Below are 19571 nucleotides of genomic sequence, written 5' to 3'. Positions count from 1 at the left end.
GTCACAAAGATACAATAAAGATTTCTTATGTATTGAGATGAGTATTATATAAAAAATATCTATTATTTATTCTTAAATATTCATATACCATATGTCTTGTATAAATATTTAATCTTTCCCAAAAAAAGTAATGTTTGCGATAGGTATTATGCAAAAAACAACAAAAGGCTATCCGAAATGAATAGCCTTCTGTTTATATTGAATTATGTTATTCTTATAATTCGAGGATATTTAAAACCCTTTTCACAACACCTGTATTAGACTTTACATAATCTCCTGCATGAGCACCTGCAGCTTCGAGGGTATTACTGTATTGAAGGAATTCATCCATCAGCCCCCTAAAATCTTCTGCATTGGTAATCGAATATCCCCCACCCTGCTCTATAAGTTGGTGAGCTTCACGAAACTTCTTGAAATTAGGACCAAATATTACCGGTATATCATATACTGCCGCCTCCAGCAAATTATGTATTCCCACTCCAAATCCACCACCAATATAGGCAACCTGCCCATAACGATAAATAGATGATAATAGACCAAAGCTATCAATTATCAAACAATCATAATCACCTACATTCTCTGGTATTGCCTGAGAATATCGAATATACGGGCGACGAAGGATGCTCTCTATATACTTCAAATGAGCTTCGTCAATTTCGTGAGGTGCAACAATCAGTTTCAGATCGGCTGTCATATTAAAGTAAGAGATAAATACATCTTCATCTTTAGGCCATGAACTTCCGGCAATCAATATTGTTTCGTTCTCTTCTTTTGCCTTACGTGCAAATCTATCTACTACAGGTAATTGCTTGGCTTGCTTTTGAATATCCATTACCCGATCGAAACGAGTATCTCCGCATACTTCTACATTTGTAATTCCTATTTTAGCCAACATTACCGCAGAGTTCTCATCCTGAAGACAAATACGACTATACAACTTTAGCATATTACGCATAGGTTTTCCATACCATCTGAAAAATATTTGCGTCGGACGAAATATTGCAGATACCATATAAGTCGGAATACCCAATTTATGTAACTGATTAATATAGTTGTACCAAAATTCGTACTTGATAAAGATTGCCATCTTAGGTTTTGCCAGTTTGAGAAACTTTTTAACCTTATGTTTTTTATCGAAAGGCAGATAACAAACAACATCAGCCAACGGATAATCTTTTCGGATTTCGTATCCCGATGGAGAAAAGAATGTAAGGAGAATTTTATAATGAGGATGGCTCTTCTTTACCTCTTCCATTATAGGTCTGCCTTGTTCAAACTCGCCTAATGAGGCAGCATGAAACCAAATATACTCGGCATTGCTGTCTATTTCATTTTTCAGTTTAGTATAGACCTCCTTATGTCCCTCAAGCATCTTACGCGCTTTTGTATTAAAAGGCGATACAAGACGAACTATAAATGCGTAGAGGTATATAGCTATGTTATAGAGTAGCATTACAAAATATTATTTAATATCGTGAACGGCCTTTTCAAGTCGTTTTATTGTTTCTTCTTTCCCGATTACGGCTGTTATATCAAACATATGTGGTCCTTTCGATTCACCAACAATGGCTAAACGGAAAGCATTCATTATATTACCCAAATGATATTCTTTCAACTCTATCCAGTCTTTAACTATTATCTCTTGATTATGAGCCGAGAAATCGCTTATGTTATTTAAAACAACAATCAGCTCATTTAGTTGAGCAGCAGAATCTTCTTTCCAGCGTTTTTTTACAACTTTTTCGTCATACGATGTAGGAGCCTCAAAGAAAAAGAAAGATTGATCCCAAAGTTCTTTTACAAAATTGACACGCTCCTTCACAAGTCCAACAACTGTCTCGATGTAATCAAGCGGAAAATCTACTTCTTTTTCCCTTAGGTAAGGTAAGTATAATTTTGCAATCTCTGCATCTGATTTCTTCTGAATGTACTGATGATTGAACCATTTACCCTTTTCGTAATCAAATTTAGCACCACTTTTACTACATCTTTCGAGTGAAAATAATTCTATCAGCTCGTCTAACGACATTATTTCCAAGTCATTTCCCGGATTCCATCCAAGAAGTGCCAAGAAATTAACGACAGCTTCGGGCAAATATCCACTTTCGCGATATCCTGATGATATTTCGCCTGTTTTAGGATCCTTCCATTCTAATGGAAAAACAGGAAAGCCAAGACGATCTCCGTCACGCTTGCTCAATTTTCCATTTCCTTCGGGTTTAAGCAATAGCGGAAGATGTGCAAACTGAGGCATTGTTTCTTCCCAACCGAAAGCGCGGTATAGCAATACATGCAATGGTGCAGATGGTAGCCATTCTTCACCACGTATCACATGCGTAATTTCCATCAAATGATCATCCACTATATTTGCAAGATGATATGTCGGCAGGTTGTCAGCCGATTTATATAGTACTTTATCATCCAGTACAGATGAGTTTATCTTTACCTCTCCACGAATAATATCGTTTACAAGTACATCTTCGTTAGGCTCTATTTTGAAACGAACAACGTACTGATTTCCTCTATCTATAAGACCCTGAACCTCATCTTTAGACAAAGTCAATGAATTCCGCATCTCGCCACGAGTAGAAGCATCATATTGAAAGTTTGCTATCGCAGCACGTTTAGCATCCAATTCTTCAGGAGTATCGAAAGCAATGTAAGCTGCGCCTTTCTCTAATAGGCTATCAACATATTTTTTATAAATCTCTTTTCTGTCAGACTGGCGATAAGGGGCGTAACCTCCACCGATATGAGTACCTTCGTCAAATTTTAAGCCTAGCCATGTAAGGGCTTCGATAATATATTCCTCTGCTCCGGGAACGAAACGCTGTGAATCGGTATCTTCAATACGAAGGATGAAATCTCCTCCATGCTTTTTCGCGAAAAGGTAATTGTATAATGCTGTGCGTACACCACCTATATGCAAAGCTCCTGTTGGGCTGGGTGCAAAACGCACTCTGACTTTTTGAGACATAATAATTATTGTTTATAAGAGACTGCAAAAATATATAAAATATTCTAAAGAGACTGCGAGGCTTCAATTTAATGTAACAATATGTTGATTAATAAAATATTTTAGTTTTCATATTCATAAATACACTGATTATTATATCATTATACAATAGACATCATGTTTGCGACTTTCGAGAAATTATTCATCAAAAAATAGTAGCTTTGTAATTCATAAACCGTTCAATCAGGTGACTTTGAATAAGAAAGATTCTTCATACAATCAGATTGTTAAAGCAACTAGCATATACAGTGGTTCGCAAGCCATCAACATTGCCTTGGGGCTTATCCGAACCAAGGTAATAGCTATTTTGCTTGGTCCTGCAGGAGTCGGGCTTATAGGCGTGTATCAGTCGATGATCGAAATGATTCGCTCCCTAGGCACTCTCGGTATGGAACCGGGAACTATAAGAGAAATAGCAAAGGCGGCAAATGAAGAGGATAAAAATCTATTAGGTAAATCTATCTTTGTTTTCGACCGTTGGTTTGTGTTTGCCGCCTGCATAGGTATGTTTATATGCATTCTTTTTTCGTACCCCCTTAGCTCTTGGATATTTGAAGATAAAGAACATGCACTATCTATTGCATTGCTTTCCATAGCTGTATTTTTTGCAATTATTACTATCGGCAGGTCGGTTATCTTACAAGGAATGCGTAAAACATCCTATCTGGCGAAAGCCACAATAGGCGAAAGTATGCTTGGTTTACTGATCATTATCCCTATCTATTATTTCTTCGGCATAGCGGGGGTTATCCCAGCTCTCATAATAAATAGCCTGATTGTCTATTTTTGCATCCGCTACTATTATAAGAAGTTGGAAGTTCGCTCTGTATCTGTTTCTTTTTCGGAAGTTGTCAATACAGGTAAAAGAATACTTAAGCTTGGGCTATTTGTTCTTGTGGCTGGAGTTGTTAATGCCGCAAGTATGTTTATTGTCCGCACTTACCTTGCACATGAATTGGATTTGAGTACTGTCGGTTTATTTCAATCGGCATGGACCATCACAAGTGTTTATGTTGCACTCATATTAGGCTCTACCCGAACCGATTTTTTCTCACGCTTATGCTCTATCATCGATAACAAAGCTGAAACAAAGAAACTGGTTAATGAACAATCGTATATCGTACTTGTTATTGCTGCGCCTGTTATTATAGGCCTTCTGTTATTTTCGCACCTAGTTCTTTTCTTACTCTATTCTTCTAAATTTACCGGTGCAGGAGAAATATTACAGTGGATGGTAATAGGAACATACCTGAAAATATTAGCGACACCTATCGCATCCATATTATTAGCTAAAAGCAAGGGCAGATTATATCTATTCTCGGAAGTACTATTCTTTGTAACCTATCTCCTATCTTGTTATCTGCTTTTCCCTCAGATGGGAGTAGCGGCCACAGGGTTTGGCTATCTCATAGCTTATGTAGTGTATTTATTTGCAATATTTATTATTTGCAATAATATATCGGGGTTCACATGGAGCATCGATGTATTGAAAATGATAGCCGTTAATGCATTATTCATCATCGTTGCACTATATATAGCGCATATTCAATCCGATTATATGCTCATATTTGGGTGTATATTATTTTTTCTATCACTCATATATGCCTATCTGAAACTGAAAAGGGTATTCTCTCTAAATGAATTAAAAGACTGGTTTAGAAAAAAATAAATAGATGGAATAGAGCTTACACATTGTATTATATGTTATTATCTTTGATATTAAGGCCTAAAAAACATTCCGGTAAAAAATAAACTTGTAAATTTGTGCTTAAAACCATATCATTATGGATCTGATAAATAAAAGAAAAGGGAAGATAAATATAAATATACCTACCCCGGGACTTTTCATTATAGCGATTTTAATCATTATGTATTTCTTGCCTCGCGAGGGCAAATACAAATACTCCTATGCTGAAAACAGACCGTGGCAGTATGGACTGCTTACAGCGCCTTTCAACTTTAATATCCACAAATCGGAGAGTCAGATACAAGGCGAGAAAGATAGCATAATGGAATCTTATCAACCTTACTACTCGATGGATCCGGATGTTATGAAAAAAACAATATCGCTATTCGATCAGGATGCCAGAGCTAAAAGCGTTTCGAGCGAATATATAAACTATATAAACAGAAAGCTACAAGAAGTATATAAGGCAGGTATTATATCAGCAGAAGATTACGATAAGGTACAGCTTCTTAACAAAAAACAATTGCTCATCAGCAATGAAAATCATATTTATGCGGCACGGCATATCGCATCATTCTATACACCTAAATTAGCCTATGAGAAGATATTCAGCGATGCTCCATCTTTCATAAATCCGACTAATCTCAAATCGTTGAATTTAAATGATTATCTTGCTGTAAATGTGCTATATGACGAGAGCACGTCAACAAAAGTAAAACAAGAACTGCTCAAGCAAATTGCTTTATATGAAGGCGAGGTGCAGCTAGGCGAAAAAATTATAGACAGAGGAGAAATAGTAGATTCCCGCCTCAAAGACATTCTCGACTCCTACAGTCGCGAAGTGGAAAGCAAGGTTGGTACCAAAGCAAAACCCGGATGGCTCATTGTAGGCGAACTTATCATGATTTCGCTTCTGATGATGACGTTGATGGTTTATCTCAAATTCTACAGAATAGCAGAGTACAATAAGCGAAAAAGTATAATTTTCATCCTTTTGATGGTGATTATATTTCCAATCATAACGGGATTTATGGTCGATCATAAAATGTCGAGCCTGCTTTACATCATTCCGTTTGCCATACCAACGATCTTGCTTCGTACATTTATAGATTCACGAACGGCAATGACAGCTCATGTAATAACAGTGCTTATCTGCGCCTTGATGATGCCTATTGCTCAAATCGCCCAGTTTGTATTCTTGCAACTACTAGTGGGCTATATGTGTATATTCAGTTTAAGAAACCTTTCAGAACGTTCTCAGTTGGTATATTGTTCTTTATTTATACTCTTGACCTACATGGTTTCTTATACCGGATGGATTTTAGCTACAGAAGGCGACTTCACCCTGATTAAAGAAAATAAGTGGATATATGTTTATTTCTGTATCAACTTCGTATTTGTTTCGTTTGCCTACTTATTAGTTTATGTTTTCGAGAGGACATTCGGATTCATCTCTGAGGTGAGCATGATAGAACTTTCCAATACAAACAGACCATTACTTCAAGAGCTATCCGAAGTGGCACCAGGGACGTTCCAGCACTCCATGCAGGTCTCTAACCTTGTGGTATCGGCAGCTCATCGTATTGGAGCTAATGCAGCATTAGTTCGCACAGGAGCTTTATATCATGATATAGGCAAAATGACTAATGCGGCATTCTTCACAGAAAACCAATCGCAGGGCATGGATCCTCATGCGGGATTAACCGAAAAGGAAAGCGCACATATCATTATCGGACATGTTGAAGAAGGTGTTCGTATCGCGAAAAAACATAACTTACCTCAGCAAATAATTGATTTCATACAAACACATCATGGTAAAGGGAAAGCTAAGTTCTTCTATAACTCATATGTGAACAGTCATCCTGACCAAATAGTAGACATAGCCGATTTTACATATCCGGGACCGAACCCTTTCACTAGAGAGACTGCTTTGCTAATGATGGCGGACACCATAGAAGCTGCATCCCGAAGTTTAAAAGAGTACAGTCCCGAATCAATTACCGACCTAGTAAATCGGTTAATAGATATGCAAGTAAGTGATGGCCTGTTTAAGAATGCTCCTATTACATTCAAAGATATAGAGGATGCAAAAGAAGTCTTTTGCGAAAAACTGATAACAATATACCACACCCGTATTAGTTATCCCGAATTGAAAAAATAATAACTATTTATATAACACTTAAAGAGAAAAAAACTATGAAAAAAATGTTTGTGCTGTCGCTATCTCTGTTGATGGCATGGAGTGCATGGGCACAAGAAACTGCCTCAGGGTATCAATTTTCGGTTGTAAAAGAGAACCCGATTACTTCAATCAAAAATCAAGGTAGCAGTGGTACTTGCTGGTGTTTTTCCGCACTAGGTTTCATCGAATCTGAACTTATCCGTAAAGGCAAAGGAGAACACGATTTGTCGGAAATGTATATCGTAAGACGCAATTATGCAGATAAAGCACAGAAATATGTGCGCCTGAACGGTTCACTTAATTTCGCTCAAGGTGGTGCATTTTCGGATGCAATAGAAACTATCAACGAGTACGGAGTTATGCCTAACGATGTTTACAAAGGGCTTAACTATGGTGAAGACAGTCACAAACACAGCGAGGTAGAGGCGATATTAACAGGATATGTGAAAGCAGTAACAGCAAATAAGAATAAAAAATTATCAACAGCTTGGTTTGCCGGATTTAATGGTGTGCTGGATGCTTACTTCGGGGTAGTTCCTACCCAGTTCGATTACAGTGGAAAAACGTACACTCCACAGTCTTTTGCTAAATCCCTAGATTTAGATTCTAACGATTACATATCACTTACATCATTTACTCATCATCCTTTCTACACTTCATTCCCAATAGAAGTTCCTGACAACTGGCGCTGGTCTTTATCTTACAACCTACCGATAGATGAATTGATGCAGGTTTTTGATAATGCGCTAGAAAATGGTTACACCGTGGCTTGGGCGTCGGATGTAAGCGAAATAGGATTCACCCGTAATGGTATTGCTGTAATCCCGGACGAGGCTGCTACAGAAAATGCAGGTTCGGATCAAGCACATTGGTTAGGACTATCGGTTGGTGAAAGAACCAATCAATTGAAAGCAAAAGTTGACCTTTCTCCGCTGAAAGAGAAAGTAATCACACAAGAGATGCGCCAAATTGCATACGATAACTATGAAACAACCGATGACCACGGCATGCAAATATACGGTATTGCCAAAGATCAAAATGGGACAAAATATTACATGGTGAAAAACTCATGGGGAGATGCCGGAAAATACAAAGGGATCTGGTATGCTTCTGATGCTTTTGTAAAATATAAAACTATAAGCATGGTAATTCACAAAGATGCTTTACCAAAAGATATAGCAAAGAAATTAGGCTTTAAATAAGCTATACTATTCAGAATAAACGAAAGCACAAGCCTATTAGACTTGTGCTTTTATTTTTTTCCAATACTATGAAGATAAAGTTAATACTCGTCTTCGTTAAAGAAGAAGTCCTCTTTGCTTGGATAGTCAGGCCAGATATCTTCGATTGTATCGAAAATCTCATCCTCATCTTCTATCTCTTGCAGATTTTCTATTACTTCCATAGGCGCTCCCGAGCGCTGTGCGTAATCAATCAGCTCTTCTTTGGTTGCAGGCCATGGAGCATCTTCTAGTTTTGAAGCTAATTCAAGGGTCCAGTACATAGTTTGTTATTTTATTGATTATTATTTTATTAATTATTTTACTTTTCGCAAAAATAAAATATTATTTGATATATGTAGCATTAAAATGGATTAATTATTGGATAATTTCCTGATTCCAGAATATCTCCTTACCATTCTTGTTACATTCCTTTCTTGATAAGAGAAAAAAGTAATCGGAAAGCCTATTAACAAATGTCATAATATTGTCATCTACAGGAAATTCCTCTTTCACTCTATAAATACAGCGTTCGGCTCTTCGGCATACAGTACGACAGATATGTGCTTGAGCAGCAGCTTCACTTCCACCCGGCAAAACGAACTGACGGAGGGGAGGTAACTCACTATCCATTCTATCCATTTCATTTTCGAGCAAAGCAATATCTTTATCGATTATGATGCTTGCAGCCTTGGGCGAAATTGCTTCCGTTTCGGTCGCAAGATAAGAACCTACTGTGAATAATTTGTGTTGGATATAAGAAAGTATTTTTAAATCTTCTTCATCCTCTATCTGACAGATAAGAGAACCCGTAAAAGAATTCAACTCATCGATAGTACCATAAGCCTCCAATCTTATATGGGCTTTGGCTACACGCTTGCCACCCACAAGAGACGTCTTGCCCTTATCTCCTGTTTTAGTGTATACTAAACTTTTTTTCATTGTTGATTATTAATTAAGTAAAGTTGGAATGTCAACACTGCATTCTTTTCTAATACCTCTCAGATCGCATTATCAAAATATAGAAAAGTATTATATATTACCTTAAAAACTAATCTGATAATTCCAGCGATAAAGTTTACGGTCGAAGAATACAATTCCTATATTGAATAGATCTAGTACAGCAGTCCGCGATTCCATATCCATAATACTCTTCCATAACATTTGATGGCGCTTATTTGTTCGGATATCTTTCACAATAATAAACGTTCCTTCATGAATGAGTGGTAAAATATAATTTACCAGATTACTATTCAATTTATTATAATTATTCAGATCGATAAAAATACAATCTTGCTTTTTATCTAAGACCGGCAACCCATGGGTATTCAAATTGATCTTTCGACCCCATTCTTTATATATTCTTTGCGCCCTCGCTATTTTTTTCACCGACAACTCAGCGCAATTGCAATCTATTTTGCTGGATGGTGCAGTTAAGTATATCGTATTGACACCTGTCCCCGACCCTATTTCGAGTATTTGCTTTGCCTCAAAATAATTGACTAATCTAAAAGATAATAGATTGTATTTCCTTTGAGAATAATCAATATTCGGAACACTATCCAAATAAGCCTGTATATCTTCGTAAGCATGATAAGGTGTTTTCTCTTCTATAACCTTATTTATGAGATTAAATACAAATGGCGAATGAATACCATGTCCTCGATGATGGCGTATTTTATATAATAACTTTAACCCTGTTCGGGATAGTCGGTATATACGGGGCATAGGATTAGAATAGTTTAACGTAGTAGGTTAACTTGGCTGAAATAACTCTATTTGCCGAACGATTAAAATAATCTGATTTTCTATTGTTATAAATATCTCCAAATCCGAAGCTATATCTGCCTTCTAAACTGAAATTGCCTATACCGGTTCTGAACTCAAGTCCCATACCAGCCATAAGTCCATAGTCTAGCTTTTTCTCTGCCTTACGAAAATACTGATATGTGGGGCTAGTCGCACTGACTTCACCACTAGCCAGATAGTCGGCAAAAGCATCATTCATTTTCTCACTATCACTGATCAAGTAAGCTATTTTAGGTCCCAGATTAATAAAATATCGAATCTTGTTTCCAAAATATATATGAGTGAGGAGGGGTAATTCGATATAATTCAATTGATGTGAATGAGAAAATTCAGGCTGCTCTTTAAAACTTTCAGCCCATCCTTGCTGTATGTAATTTAACTCGGCAATTACTCCCAGATGATTCTCGGTAATATACCTTACTGAAACTCCACCGTGAAATTGATTGAGATTTTTAGTACTGACAGAAGGATCGAAATCAACAGCCGAAAATGTAGGACCAAATCCTATACCCACATTCCATTCGGGTTTAAACTTCTCTTGTCCACTAATATTCAGCGTATACAGGCAAGTTAAAATTAAACTTAGTACTATTTTTCTCATCATTTATTACTGCAATCAATTTTTTCGATACTCGAGTCCGTTTTATAATGAACGAAGTATAAACCATTATTGATATATCCGCCACGAGCATTTACTTTGCTAAAATGCACCGCCAACTGAAGTGTTGGCACCCTTAGGGACGATATTCCGGATTCAAAATTATTTCCATACCTGTTTAGTGCCGTAAGGAAATAAAGTCCAGTATCGTATCCTAGGTAACCGTATTTAGGATAAGAGTTTATAAGACTCTTTGTATACCATTTCTTGTATTGCTCTATAAAATTTTGCGCTGATTCCTGCTGCTCATTAAGATAGAATATACTGTAAATATATGTATTGTAATTATGAAAACTTTCTGTATACGAAGAGTAAGTTTGCCATTCAGGATATCCGAAAAGAGTCATCGGTGTTCCTTCCGGAATAGATTTGAGAGCAGGCATTAACCTCCTTAGAGTCATTTCTGACGATGAGGTCGGGATCAGTATATTCTTCTTCGAAACAGCCAATACTTTTTCCAGATCAGTAATTAAACTGGCTGAACTAGCTGTCGTTTCATACGATATATTTGCTTTAGCCAATTCCTTCTTTAGTACACTTACAAAATCTGATTTATTATTATCCGATCCTGCCTCTGACACAAAAATGACATTGTAGTCTCTAAATCGGCTAATGAAAGCTTCTGAAATATCCGAATAAAGATTTGAATGAGAATTAGTAGCCTGATATAAAAATGGGTTTGAATCTACTTCCGAGCCGGCAGAACCAAAAGGTATTATATATTTAATCTCTTTCTTTTTAGCAAATTTAGACAGAACCTCTATTTGCTGTTTTGATATTCCGCCGATAATTAAGCTTAAACTATTTGCTTCTGTAGTACCAAGTATACTTTCCAAGCGCTTTGTGTTCTTTTCGGAACCGATATCAAATGTATATATTTCAGCATTCAGTCCTTTTTCCTTTAGCTCTTTTACTGCTAAAAGAAATCCCTCATAATATTCTATTATTTTCTCTTTCTGAATACTTCCGCCTTCTTCAAGAAATGGGAGTAAAATCCCTATGCGCACCACATTGTCTTTATGGTTGACTATTGTACTTGTAGCGGCAATATCCTTAACAGCCACTGGAAGAGGCGTTACTTGTTTTCTGGGAATAGAAAGTATCGATCCCTCTTTCAATCCTTTATCACTCAATGACGGATTGCTATTGAACAAGGTTTCTATAGATACATCATAAGCCTTACTAATACTGTACAATGTCTCGCCTTTCTCAACCTTGTGTTCAATATTTGGATTAGCGAATCCTGATTTTACCAATTTATCATAAAGTGGTATCAGTATTGTTTTACCTGCTTTAAATGTACTCTCATTCAAACCCGGATTGGCTGCAACGAGATCTTCAATGGTTATTGTATATTGACGAGAGATACCATAAAGTGTTTCTTGCGATTGTATAGTATGATTCTTATAACCACTTACTACTTCTTTAGCTTTAGGTATCAAAAGTTTATCTCCTGCTTTTATACCCTTTTCAGCCTTCGGATTCAGGCGATATATCTCCTGCACAGTCGTATTATATGCCGAAGCTATGGAATATGCAGTCTCGCCTTTAGCTACGATATGAGTTTGATAATCTTGCTGAATACCAGTTATAGAATGATCTATAAGACTGGGTTCTGTGTATGTAAGCTTCGCCGATAGTCCATTTGTTACGCCGGCTATAAATATCAGAGATAAAAATATGCTTCTTAATTTCATGCTAAAAATTTGTTAGTACGAAACACAAAAGTACTAAAAAAAATAGACTGTTTCTTAGTATTTATTATTTATACTTATCCCAAAGAGCAGAGTGTACTATTTCACGGCTTCTGTTCACTAACTCAGGGATACCCTCATCTGTCAGGCCTACAGTCCGAATTGGCTCGTGGATTATTAATTCAAGCCTACCCGGGTTAAATAGGTAAGTATGTATCTTCATTACATCAAAAGGACCATTAACAGTAACAGGAACTACAGGCAATTTCATTTCTTTGGCAATTACAAACGCCCCACGTTTAAAACGTCCCATGTGCCCCGTATATGTCCTTGCACCCTCTGGAAATATAGTCATTGAAACATCTTCTCCTAATTGAACCTGAGCATTAATAATTGTTTCTTTCATCGACACCAGACTCGACTGATCTACAAAAACATGCCCCGCAATCTCTGAAGCCTTTCCTACAAAAGGAATTTTACGAAGTTCTTTCTTTTGCACCCATTTTATATCCTTTCCTATATATCCATAGATAAGAAAAATATCGAATGCACTTTGATGATTAGGTACAAATACATACGATTGATTTTTATCCAGTTTTTCAAGACCAGTCACCTTTATCCGACAAAGGGCCAACCTGCAAGCAAGTTTCGACCAATAGCGCGGAGGATGATTACCCCAGAATTTAGGATCACCTAGCATACAACCCAGCATTACTGTAACTGCGGTAACAATAGTCGCCAACAGAAAAATAGGCGCAAAAATAAATAATTGATATAAAAAGATAATTATCTTCCTCATGCTAGAAACATTCAGTTTGTTATACAAAAATACATCTTTTATCAAAATGTTTAGACTATGAGGCATTATTTTCAGAAATAGACAGAATATATAGCCCACAATGTGTTAAATTCACTCAAAGAAATATCCCATATATTATTATCAGAAAAAACACTATTATCTTTATACTTAAAACTAGTTTAACCATAGATTGTTATAAAAGAATAACAAAATATTTTATTTAACTCTAGGTACAACTAAGGCTCTTATTCTTACTATCTTTGTACATATAGAAAGCAATTACAAAAATGGACTTTAAATTAATATCTGATTACAAGCCAACCGGTGATCAACCCACAGCAATATCGGCCCTTGTAGAAGGACTTGAACAGGGCATATCAGCACAAACACTTCTAGGTGTAACCGGCTCGGGCAAAACCTTCACCGTAGCAAATGTAATTAAAGAAGTAAAACGACCTACTCTCGTTCTGTGTCACAACAAAACTTTAGCAGCTCAGCTATATAGTGAATTTAAAACATTTTTTCCCGAAAATGCAGTAGAATATTTCGTGTCTTACTATGATTATTATCAGCCTGAGGCATACATCCCATCTACTAATACATATATAGAAAAGGACTTATCGGTAAACGATGAAATAGAGAAGTTACGTCTTGCAACGACCACATCTCTTCTTTCGGGAAGACGCGACATAATAGTTGTATCGTCAGTTTCATGCCTTTATGGAATGGGTAATCCTGAAGACTTCGAAAATTCGACCATACAGATAAGTGTCGGTAAGAAAATCGGACGCGATAATTTTCTGCGTTCGTTAGTCGATGCCCTTTACTCAAGAAACGAGCATCAACCCGAAGCAGGAAATTTTAGGGTCAAAGGCGATACTGTCGACATCTTTCTGGCTTATGGTACAGCAATGGTTCGTGTTGTATTTTGGGGAGACGAAATAGAGAGTATCGAGAGTTTCGATCCCGACAATGGAGCACGTATAGAACGCTTCGACGAGTATATATTCTATCCTGCAAACTTATTTATAACTACCAAAGAACGCATACACAGAGCTATAGACGAGATTGCTATAGACCTTGGTCATCAGGTCGAATACTTCAATTCAATAGGTCAGCCCTTAGAAGCTAAACGCCTGTATGAACGAGTAACCTATGACTTAGAAATGATTCGTGAAATGGGGCATTGTTCAGGCATAGAAAACTACTCACGCTATTTTGATAACCGTAAAGCCGGAACACGACCTTTCTGTTTGCTTGATTTCTTTCCTAAAGATTTTTTATTGGTGATCGACGAAAGTCATGTAACGATACCTCAAGTGCGCGCCATGTACGGAGGAGACCACTCCCGTAAAGAAAATCTTGTAGAATATGGCTTTCGGCTGCCATCGGCGCTGGATAACCGTCCACTGAAATTTGAAGAGTTCGACGCCCTCGTTCCTCAAACGATATATGTAAGTGCAACTCCTGCCGATTATGAACTTATAAAAAGTGAAGGTGTAGTTGTAGAACAGCTAATACGCCCGACAGGACTGCTTGACCCTCCTATCGACGTTCGTCCGAGCCTAAATCAGATTGACGATTTGATGGAAGAAATACAGCTAAGAATAGAAAGGAATGAACGAACTCTGGTTACAACCCTGACCAAAAGAATGGCCGAAGAATTGACCAACTTCCTAAATGATAGTAGTATAAAATGCAGCTATATACATTCCGATGTCGATACCCTCGATAGGGTTACGATTATGGACGGACTACGTGCCGGAGAGTTTGATGTATTGGTAGGAGTCAACCTGCTACGAGAAGGTCTCGATTTGCCCGAAGTATCACTGGTTGCTATTCTGGATGCAGATAAAGAAGGATTCCTGCGTTCGCACCGCTCACTAACTCAGACTGTCGGGCGTGCTGCACGTAATGTCAACGGACGTGTTATATTTTATGCAGATAGAATAACCGATAGCATGCAAAAAACTATTGACGAAACAAATCGACGACGCGAAGTTCAGATGGCATATAATGAAGAACATGGTATAACACCTCAACAGATTACACGATCAAGGGTATCAGCATTTGCCAAAAGAGATGGAAAAGAGGGCGAAGTAAGACCATACGCCGAAGTTCAAACACTGACAATAGCTGCTGAAGACAAAGTACAATATCTGGATGCGAGTGATCTGAAGAAGTTGATTACCCAATTGAAAAACCAGATGAAGCTTGCAGCAAAAAAACTCGAATTCTTAGAAGCTGCTCAATATCGTGACCAGATAATCCGTTTGGAAGATTTATTGAAGAGCAAAAAATAATATTCTGAAAAAACTTTCAAAAATCTGTAACCAAATAGAACTGAGTATAGTCATATTTGCAGAAACAGATTATTAACAATAAAATTGAAACATTATGGCAGATATTTTAGGAGAATTAGTTCCTATCATTGCAATCATATGTGCAGTCGGACTACCAGTTAGCCTCGGCATGTATTTAGGATTGATAAGTATTCGAGCAAGATACAGGGAACGCATGGAATTAATAAAACAAGGTATTGTTCCACAAAACGCACCCAAGCCGACACCGAACAAATACAGAGCGCTCCGTAATGGCTTTTTATGTATTGGGGTTGCTCTAGGTTTGATCATCGGATTTGTAGTTACACAATGTGCGACTTATACCGAAGAAGCTGAAGCTTTAATTATCGGATCGTCAGTATTATTTTTCCTTGGAATAGCCTACGTACTTTTTTACTTTGCTACCAAGAATAACAAAGAAATCGACTCTGATATTGAATGATGAACGAAAAGCTACAAATACAAAGAATACTGAAGGGGGATACGTCCGCCTTCGGTCATTTTGTAGATACCTATCAGGATATGGCTATAACCATTGCTTATCGTGTCTGTGGAAACAAACAGGATGCAGAAGATATAGTGCAAAATGCCTTTGTTAAAGCTTTTCATAATTTACATACATTCCGTTCCGACAGCAAATTCTCTACATGGTTCTATCGCATCGTCTACAATACAGCAATCAGCGAGATAAAGGGCACTAATTTCAATACCGAATTTGTCGATTACATGCAAATGGAAACTGACAAATCATATTCTGATTGGGATACAATTGAGCAAATTGAAGAAAAAGAACGGAAAGCCAGTTTGAGTAAAGCAATGGATACACTGCCCAATGATGAGAGCCTCCTCCTTACTCTGTATTATCTTGATGAAAATTCGGTGAAAGATATTGTAAAGATAACAGGTCTGACCGAAGCAAATGTAAAAGTAAAACTCCATCGGGCACGAAAACGGCTTGGGGAAACAATAAATCAAATGGTACGGCAAGGAGAAATATAGTTGAATAAAACTTTTAAACAACGTACTTATTTATTACTTTAGCAATCACAATACTCAAAAGATGTTACAATTAGCAAGAAGTATAGCATTTTGAACATCTCACGATATTCAATACAACGGACATGAATGAAAACAATATAAACATGCAAGACGATAAATTAAAAGCACTTTTATCCGGAACAAAGATAAAAGCCAGCGACAATTTGAAGTTTAGGATCATGCAGCAAATCAATACAGAAAAAGCATTGTCGCGAAAGAAAGCAACTCAATCTCGACCTGTACTAAGCAATATGTTCACTGTATTCGGCATCATGTATGCAATCATTGCTGTTATTGGTTTTGGGATATACTCTTCTGCGGGAATGGAAGGTCTATCATCCACGTCTTTTTATATACCTGTAATACTGGTATCTTCCATCTGCGCAATGTATTGGACAATAACCAGCATCGACGACCGACGACAATCCAAGAAACACATAAAAGAAAATTAATGAAACAGACCTTACTACTAATTTTACTACTACCTTTCATTTATTCGTGTAATCAAAAGCCAAAGACCGTTGCTGAAATCGGAGGAACAATTATAGACTGCAAGTTCAGCGACATGGCTCTCAACAACGAAACGCCTCAACAGATCACGTCGATATTGCAAGAGCGACTTCGCCACCTGGATGGTGCAACTACGCCCACTGTCAGTTACAACGAGTCAGATTCGCTATTCCATATTGAAATACCGGGACTTCCTTATTTAAGTGCTGAAATGCTCCTTGCTCATGGGCGAATGAATATTAGTGAGATATGTCTACTGGAAGATCTGACTAAATTGCAGAATGCAGCCAATTCGAAATGTATCGATTCATTGTTAAGCTATTACAATTACACTCGTGATGATTTCAGACTCGGCTATATGCACACAGCTATATTGACCGATGTTTCTGTATTTAACATCCACCATGTGGATAGCATTATAGAAGTTCTTAATATAAAATCTATTTTACCCGATAATATCGTTTTCAAATGGGGAATGGCTTATGAAAAAAGAGCCAACCTCTATATTGTGAAAAGCTCTTCGGGAAGTATCGACTTAAATAGAACTCATAAATCGAGTAAAATTGAAAATTCAGATTCCGGATATCCCGGGGCAGCCTTATCAATCTCACTGAACGAGGCTGGTGCGAGAAAATTTGAAACTCTTACAGAACTTAATATTGGACAGCCTCTAGCAATCACGGTTGATGATTTTGTTCTATCGGCTCCCACCGTTAGCAGTAAAATTGAAGGGGGATCACTTAGCATTTCAGGAGCTTTCGATCACAATCAGATAGCAGTCTTTCACGCATTACTCAACGGAGGTGTTATAGCAAGCCAAGCAAAAATTGCATCTGTAGATTATGTTGAACGTAAAAAAGAAAAATGGTTTTAAATTAAATACAAAACAACCATATATCAAAATACATAAAAGCCGGTAAAGGATTCTTTACCGGCTTTTATTTTATCTTAAACTGCAATGCAGCAGATTGATGTTTATTACATCATACCGCCCATTCCACCGCCACCCATAGGAGGCATAGGAGGCATTGAGTTGTCTTCTTTCTTATCTGCGATGATACACTCTGTAGTTAAGAACATACCTGCAATTGAAGCAGCATTCTCTAAAGCTACACGAGTCACCTTAGTAGGGTCAATAACACCCGCAGCGTTCAGGTTTTCATATACATCTGTACGGGCATTGTAACCGAAGTCACCTTTACCTTCACGTACTTTTTGTACCACAACAGCACCTTCTTTTGCAGAGTTAGCTACAATTTGGCGAAGAGGTTCTTCGATAGCGCGTTTTACTATTTCGATACCTGTAGTCTCGTCATCACTTGCACCCTTAAGGTTTTCAAGCACTTCGATAGCACGGATATATGCTGTACCACCACCAGGAACAGTTCCTTCTTCGATGGCAGCGCGAGTAGCAGAAAGAGCATCGTCTACACGATCTTTCTTCTCTTTCATTTCCACTTCAGAAGCAGCACCAACGTAAAGAACAGCAACACCACCCGACAATTTAGCCAGACGCTCTTGAAGTTTTTCACGATCGTAGTCAGAAGTTGTTTTCTCTATTTGAGTTTTGATTTGACCTACACGATTAGCAATTGCAGCTTTATCGCCTGCACCATTTACAATCGTAGTAGCATCTTTGTTGATAGTTACTTTGTCAGCAGTACCAAGCATATCGATAGTTGCAGCCTCTAGTTTGATACCTTTTTCTTCTGAGATTACGATACCACCTGTAAGGATAGCAATGTCTTCCAACATTTCTTTACGACGATCGCCAAATCCCGGAGCTTTTACAGCAGCTATTTTCAAGCCTGCACGCAAACGGTTTACTACCAATGTAGTTAATGCTTCAGAATCGATATCTTCGGCAATGATAAGTAATGCACGACCCGATTTAAGAGCAGCTTCAAGAATTGGAAGAATATCTTTCAAGACTGAAATCTTCTTGTCATAAATCAAGATATAAGGATTCTCAAGGTCAGCTTCCATTTTTTCTGTGTCAGTCACAAAATATGGAGAGATATACCCTCTGTCGAATTGCATACCTTCTACTACGTCAACATAAGTTTCAGTACCTTTAGCTTCTTCCACAGTGATAACACCTTCAGTGTTAACTTTACCCATAGCTTCAGCAATCAGTTTACCGATAGTCTCATCGCCATTAGACGATATTTTCGCAACGTTCTCGATTTTGCCAAGATCATCGCCAATAGCTACAGATTGAGCTTTAAGACTCTCTACAACTTTAGCAACTGCTTTGTCAATACCACGTTTCAATTCCATTGGGTTAGCACCCGCTGTCACATTTTTAAGACCTACACTTATAATCGATTGTGCAAGGACAGTAGCAGTTGTAGTTCCATCACCTGCATCATCATTAGTTTTAGAAGCAACCTCTTTAACTAATTGAGCGCCCATGTTTTGGAAAGGGCATTCCAATTCTATTTCTTTAGCTACCGATACACCATCTTTAGTGATAGCAGGAGCTCCGAATTTTTTCTCGATAATTACATTGCGACCTTTAGGTCCAAGTGTTACTTTCACTGCATTTGCCAATGCGTCAACACCCTTTTTAAGTTCATCGCGGGCATCTATATTAAATAGAATTTCTTTAGCCAT

General features: G+C 37.5%; 17 protein-coding genes. 8 read left to right on the top strand and 9 right to left on the bottom strand.

Translation table 11 applies throughout. The features are described 5' to 3' along the window. Window positions 1-214 precede the first annotated feature (214 nt). Together G7Y56_RS07935 and gltX are read right to left on the bottom strand one after the other, a co-directional pair. Window positions 215-1453: a 3-deoxy-D-manno-octulosonic acid transferase gene (locus tag G7Y56_RS07935; RefSeq protein WP_165042502.1), complete on the bottom strand. Its 1239-nt coding sequence runs from the start codon at window positions 1451-1453 to the stop codon at window positions 215-217. Window positions 1454-1462: 9 nt separating this feature from the next. Continuing rightward, a complete protein-coding gene (gltX, locus tag G7Y56_RS07930) occupies window positions 1463-2980 on the bottom strand; it encodes a glutamate--tRNA ligase (RefSeq protein WP_165042546.1) in 1518 nt (505 codons plus the stop codon). Window positions 2981-3209: 229 nt separating this feature from the next. On the opposite strand from gltX, the gene G7Y56_RS07925 reads away from it, so the two are divergent. The 3 genes from G7Y56_RS07925 to G7Y56_RS07915 all read left to right on the top strand — a co-directional run bounded on the left by G7Y56_RS07925 (window position 3210) and on the right by G7Y56_RS07915 (window position 8087). Beyond that, the gene (locus G7Y56_RS07925) at window positions 3210-4685 is read left to right on the top strand and encodes an O-antigen translocase (protein WP_165042500.1); all 1476 of its coding nucleotides are present in this window, start codon (window positions 3210-3212) and stop codon (window positions 4683-4685) included. A 115-nt stretch (window positions 4686-4800) separates the two neighbouring features. Beyond that, window positions 4801-6864: an HD family phosphohydrolase gene (locus tag G7Y56_RS07920; RefSeq protein ID WP_165042498.1), complete on the top strand. Its 2064-nt coding sequence runs from the start codon at window positions 4801-4803 to the stop codon at window positions 6862-6864. A gap of 35 nt (window positions 6865-6899) precedes the next feature. Next, a complete protein-coding gene (locus G7Y56_RS07915) occupies window positions 6900-8087 on the top strand; it encodes an aminopeptidase C (protein ID WP_165042496.1) in 1188 nt (395 codons plus the stop codon). A gap of 80 nt (window positions 8088-8167) precedes the next feature. Here the strand turns inward: G7Y56_RS07915 and G7Y56_RS07910 are convergent, their stop codons facing one another. The 6 genes from G7Y56_RS07910 to G7Y56_RS07885 form a co-directional block, all read right to left on the bottom strand. Continuing rightward, complete coding sequence (locus G7Y56_RS07910; RefSeq protein WP_165022953.1) at window positions 8168-8389, bottom strand: DUF2795 domain-containing protein; 222 nt, start codon at window positions 8387-8389, stop codon at window positions 8168-8170. Between the two features lie 94 nt (window positions 8390-8483). Next, on the bottom strand, window positions 8484-9047 hold the full coding sequence (locus tag G7Y56_RS07905; protein ID WP_165042495.1) for a cob(I)yrinic acid a,c-diamide adenosyltransferase: 564 nt from the start codon (window positions 9045-9047) through the stop codon (window positions 8484-8486). A 102-nt stretch (window positions 9048-9149) separates the two neighbouring features. Next, on the bottom strand, window positions 9150-9833 hold the full coding sequence (locus G7Y56_RS07900; RefSeq protein ID WP_165022959.1) for a class I SAM-dependent methyltransferase: 684 nt from the start codon (window positions 9831-9833) through the stop codon (window positions 9150-9152). A gap of 4 nt (window positions 9834-9837) precedes the next feature. Beyond that, on the bottom strand, window positions 9838-10515 hold the full coding sequence (locus G7Y56_RS07895) for a porin family protein (RefSeq protein ID WP_255498681.1): 678 nt from the start codon (window positions 10513-10515) through the stop codon (window positions 9838-9840). Then, entirely contained in the window at window positions 10515-12269 is a 1755-nt protein-coding gene (locus G7Y56_RS07890) for a LysM domain-containing protein (protein WP_165042493.1), read from the bottom strand. Before G7Y56_RS07890 ends, G7Y56_RS07895 begins: the two co-directional genes overlap by 1 nt. A 64-nt stretch (window positions 12270-12333) precedes the next feature. Next, window positions 12334-13065, bottom strand: coding sequence for a 1-acyl-sn-glycerol-3-phosphate acyltransferase (locus G7Y56_RS07885; protein WP_165022969.1), 732 nt, complete (start codon window positions 13063-13065; stop codon window positions 12334-12336). Window positions 13066-13352: 287 nt separating this feature from the next. Between G7Y56_RS07885 and uvrB the strand changes: the two genes are divergently transcribed. From uvrB to G7Y56_RS07860, 5 genes are all read left to right on the top strand, one after another. Continuing rightward, a complete protein-coding gene (gene uvrB, locus G7Y56_RS07880; protein WP_165022972.1) occupies window positions 13353-15368 on the top strand; it encodes an excinuclease ABC subunit UvrB in 2016 nt (671 codons plus the stop codon). A 94-nt stretch (window positions 15369-15462) separates the two neighbouring features. Continuing rightward, window positions 15463-15849 (top strand): DUF6249 domain-containing protein, encoded by a 387-nt coding sequence (locus G7Y56_RS07875; protein ID WP_255498680.1) that lies wholly within the window; start codon window positions 15463-15465, stop codon window positions 15847-15849. Next, complete coding sequence (locus tag G7Y56_RS07870; protein ID WP_255498679.1) at window positions 15846-16406, top strand: RNA polymerase sigma factor; 561 nt, start codon at window positions 15846-15848, stop codon at window positions 16404-16406. Before G7Y56_RS07875 ends, G7Y56_RS07870 begins: the two co-directional genes overlap by 4 nt. Before the next feature lie 122 nt (window positions 16407-16528). Next, a complete protein-coding gene (locus tag G7Y56_RS07865; RefSeq protein ID WP_255491396.1) occupies window positions 16529-16897 on the top strand; it encodes a hypothetical protein in 369 nt (122 codons plus the stop codon). Further along, complete coding sequence (locus tag G7Y56_RS07860; protein WP_165042492.1) at window positions 16897-17829, top strand: hypothetical protein; 933 nt, start codon at window positions 16897-16899, stop codon at window positions 17827-17829. The genes G7Y56_RS07865 and G7Y56_RS07860 overlap by 1 nt, the downstream gene beginning before the upstream one ends. 104 nt (window positions 17830-17933) lie before the next feature. Here G7Y56_RS07860 and groL read toward each other — a convergent pair whose 3' ends face one another. Beyond that, the gene (gene groL, locus G7Y56_RS07855) at window positions 17934-19571 is read right to left on the bottom strand and encodes a chaperonin GroEL (protein WP_165022978.1); all 1638 of its coding nucleotides are present in this window, start codon (window positions 19569-19571) and stop codon (window positions 17934-17936) included.

It is taken from the genome of Dysgonomonas sp. ZJ709 (assembly GCF_011039195.1).
In the GTDB taxonomy this organism is placed as follows: Bacteria; Bacteroidota; Bacteroidia; order Bacteroidales; family Dysgonomonadaceae; genus Dysgonomonas.
Note: the sequence above shows the minus strand (reverse complement) of the source record. Positions and strands in the feature narration are given on the sequence as shown.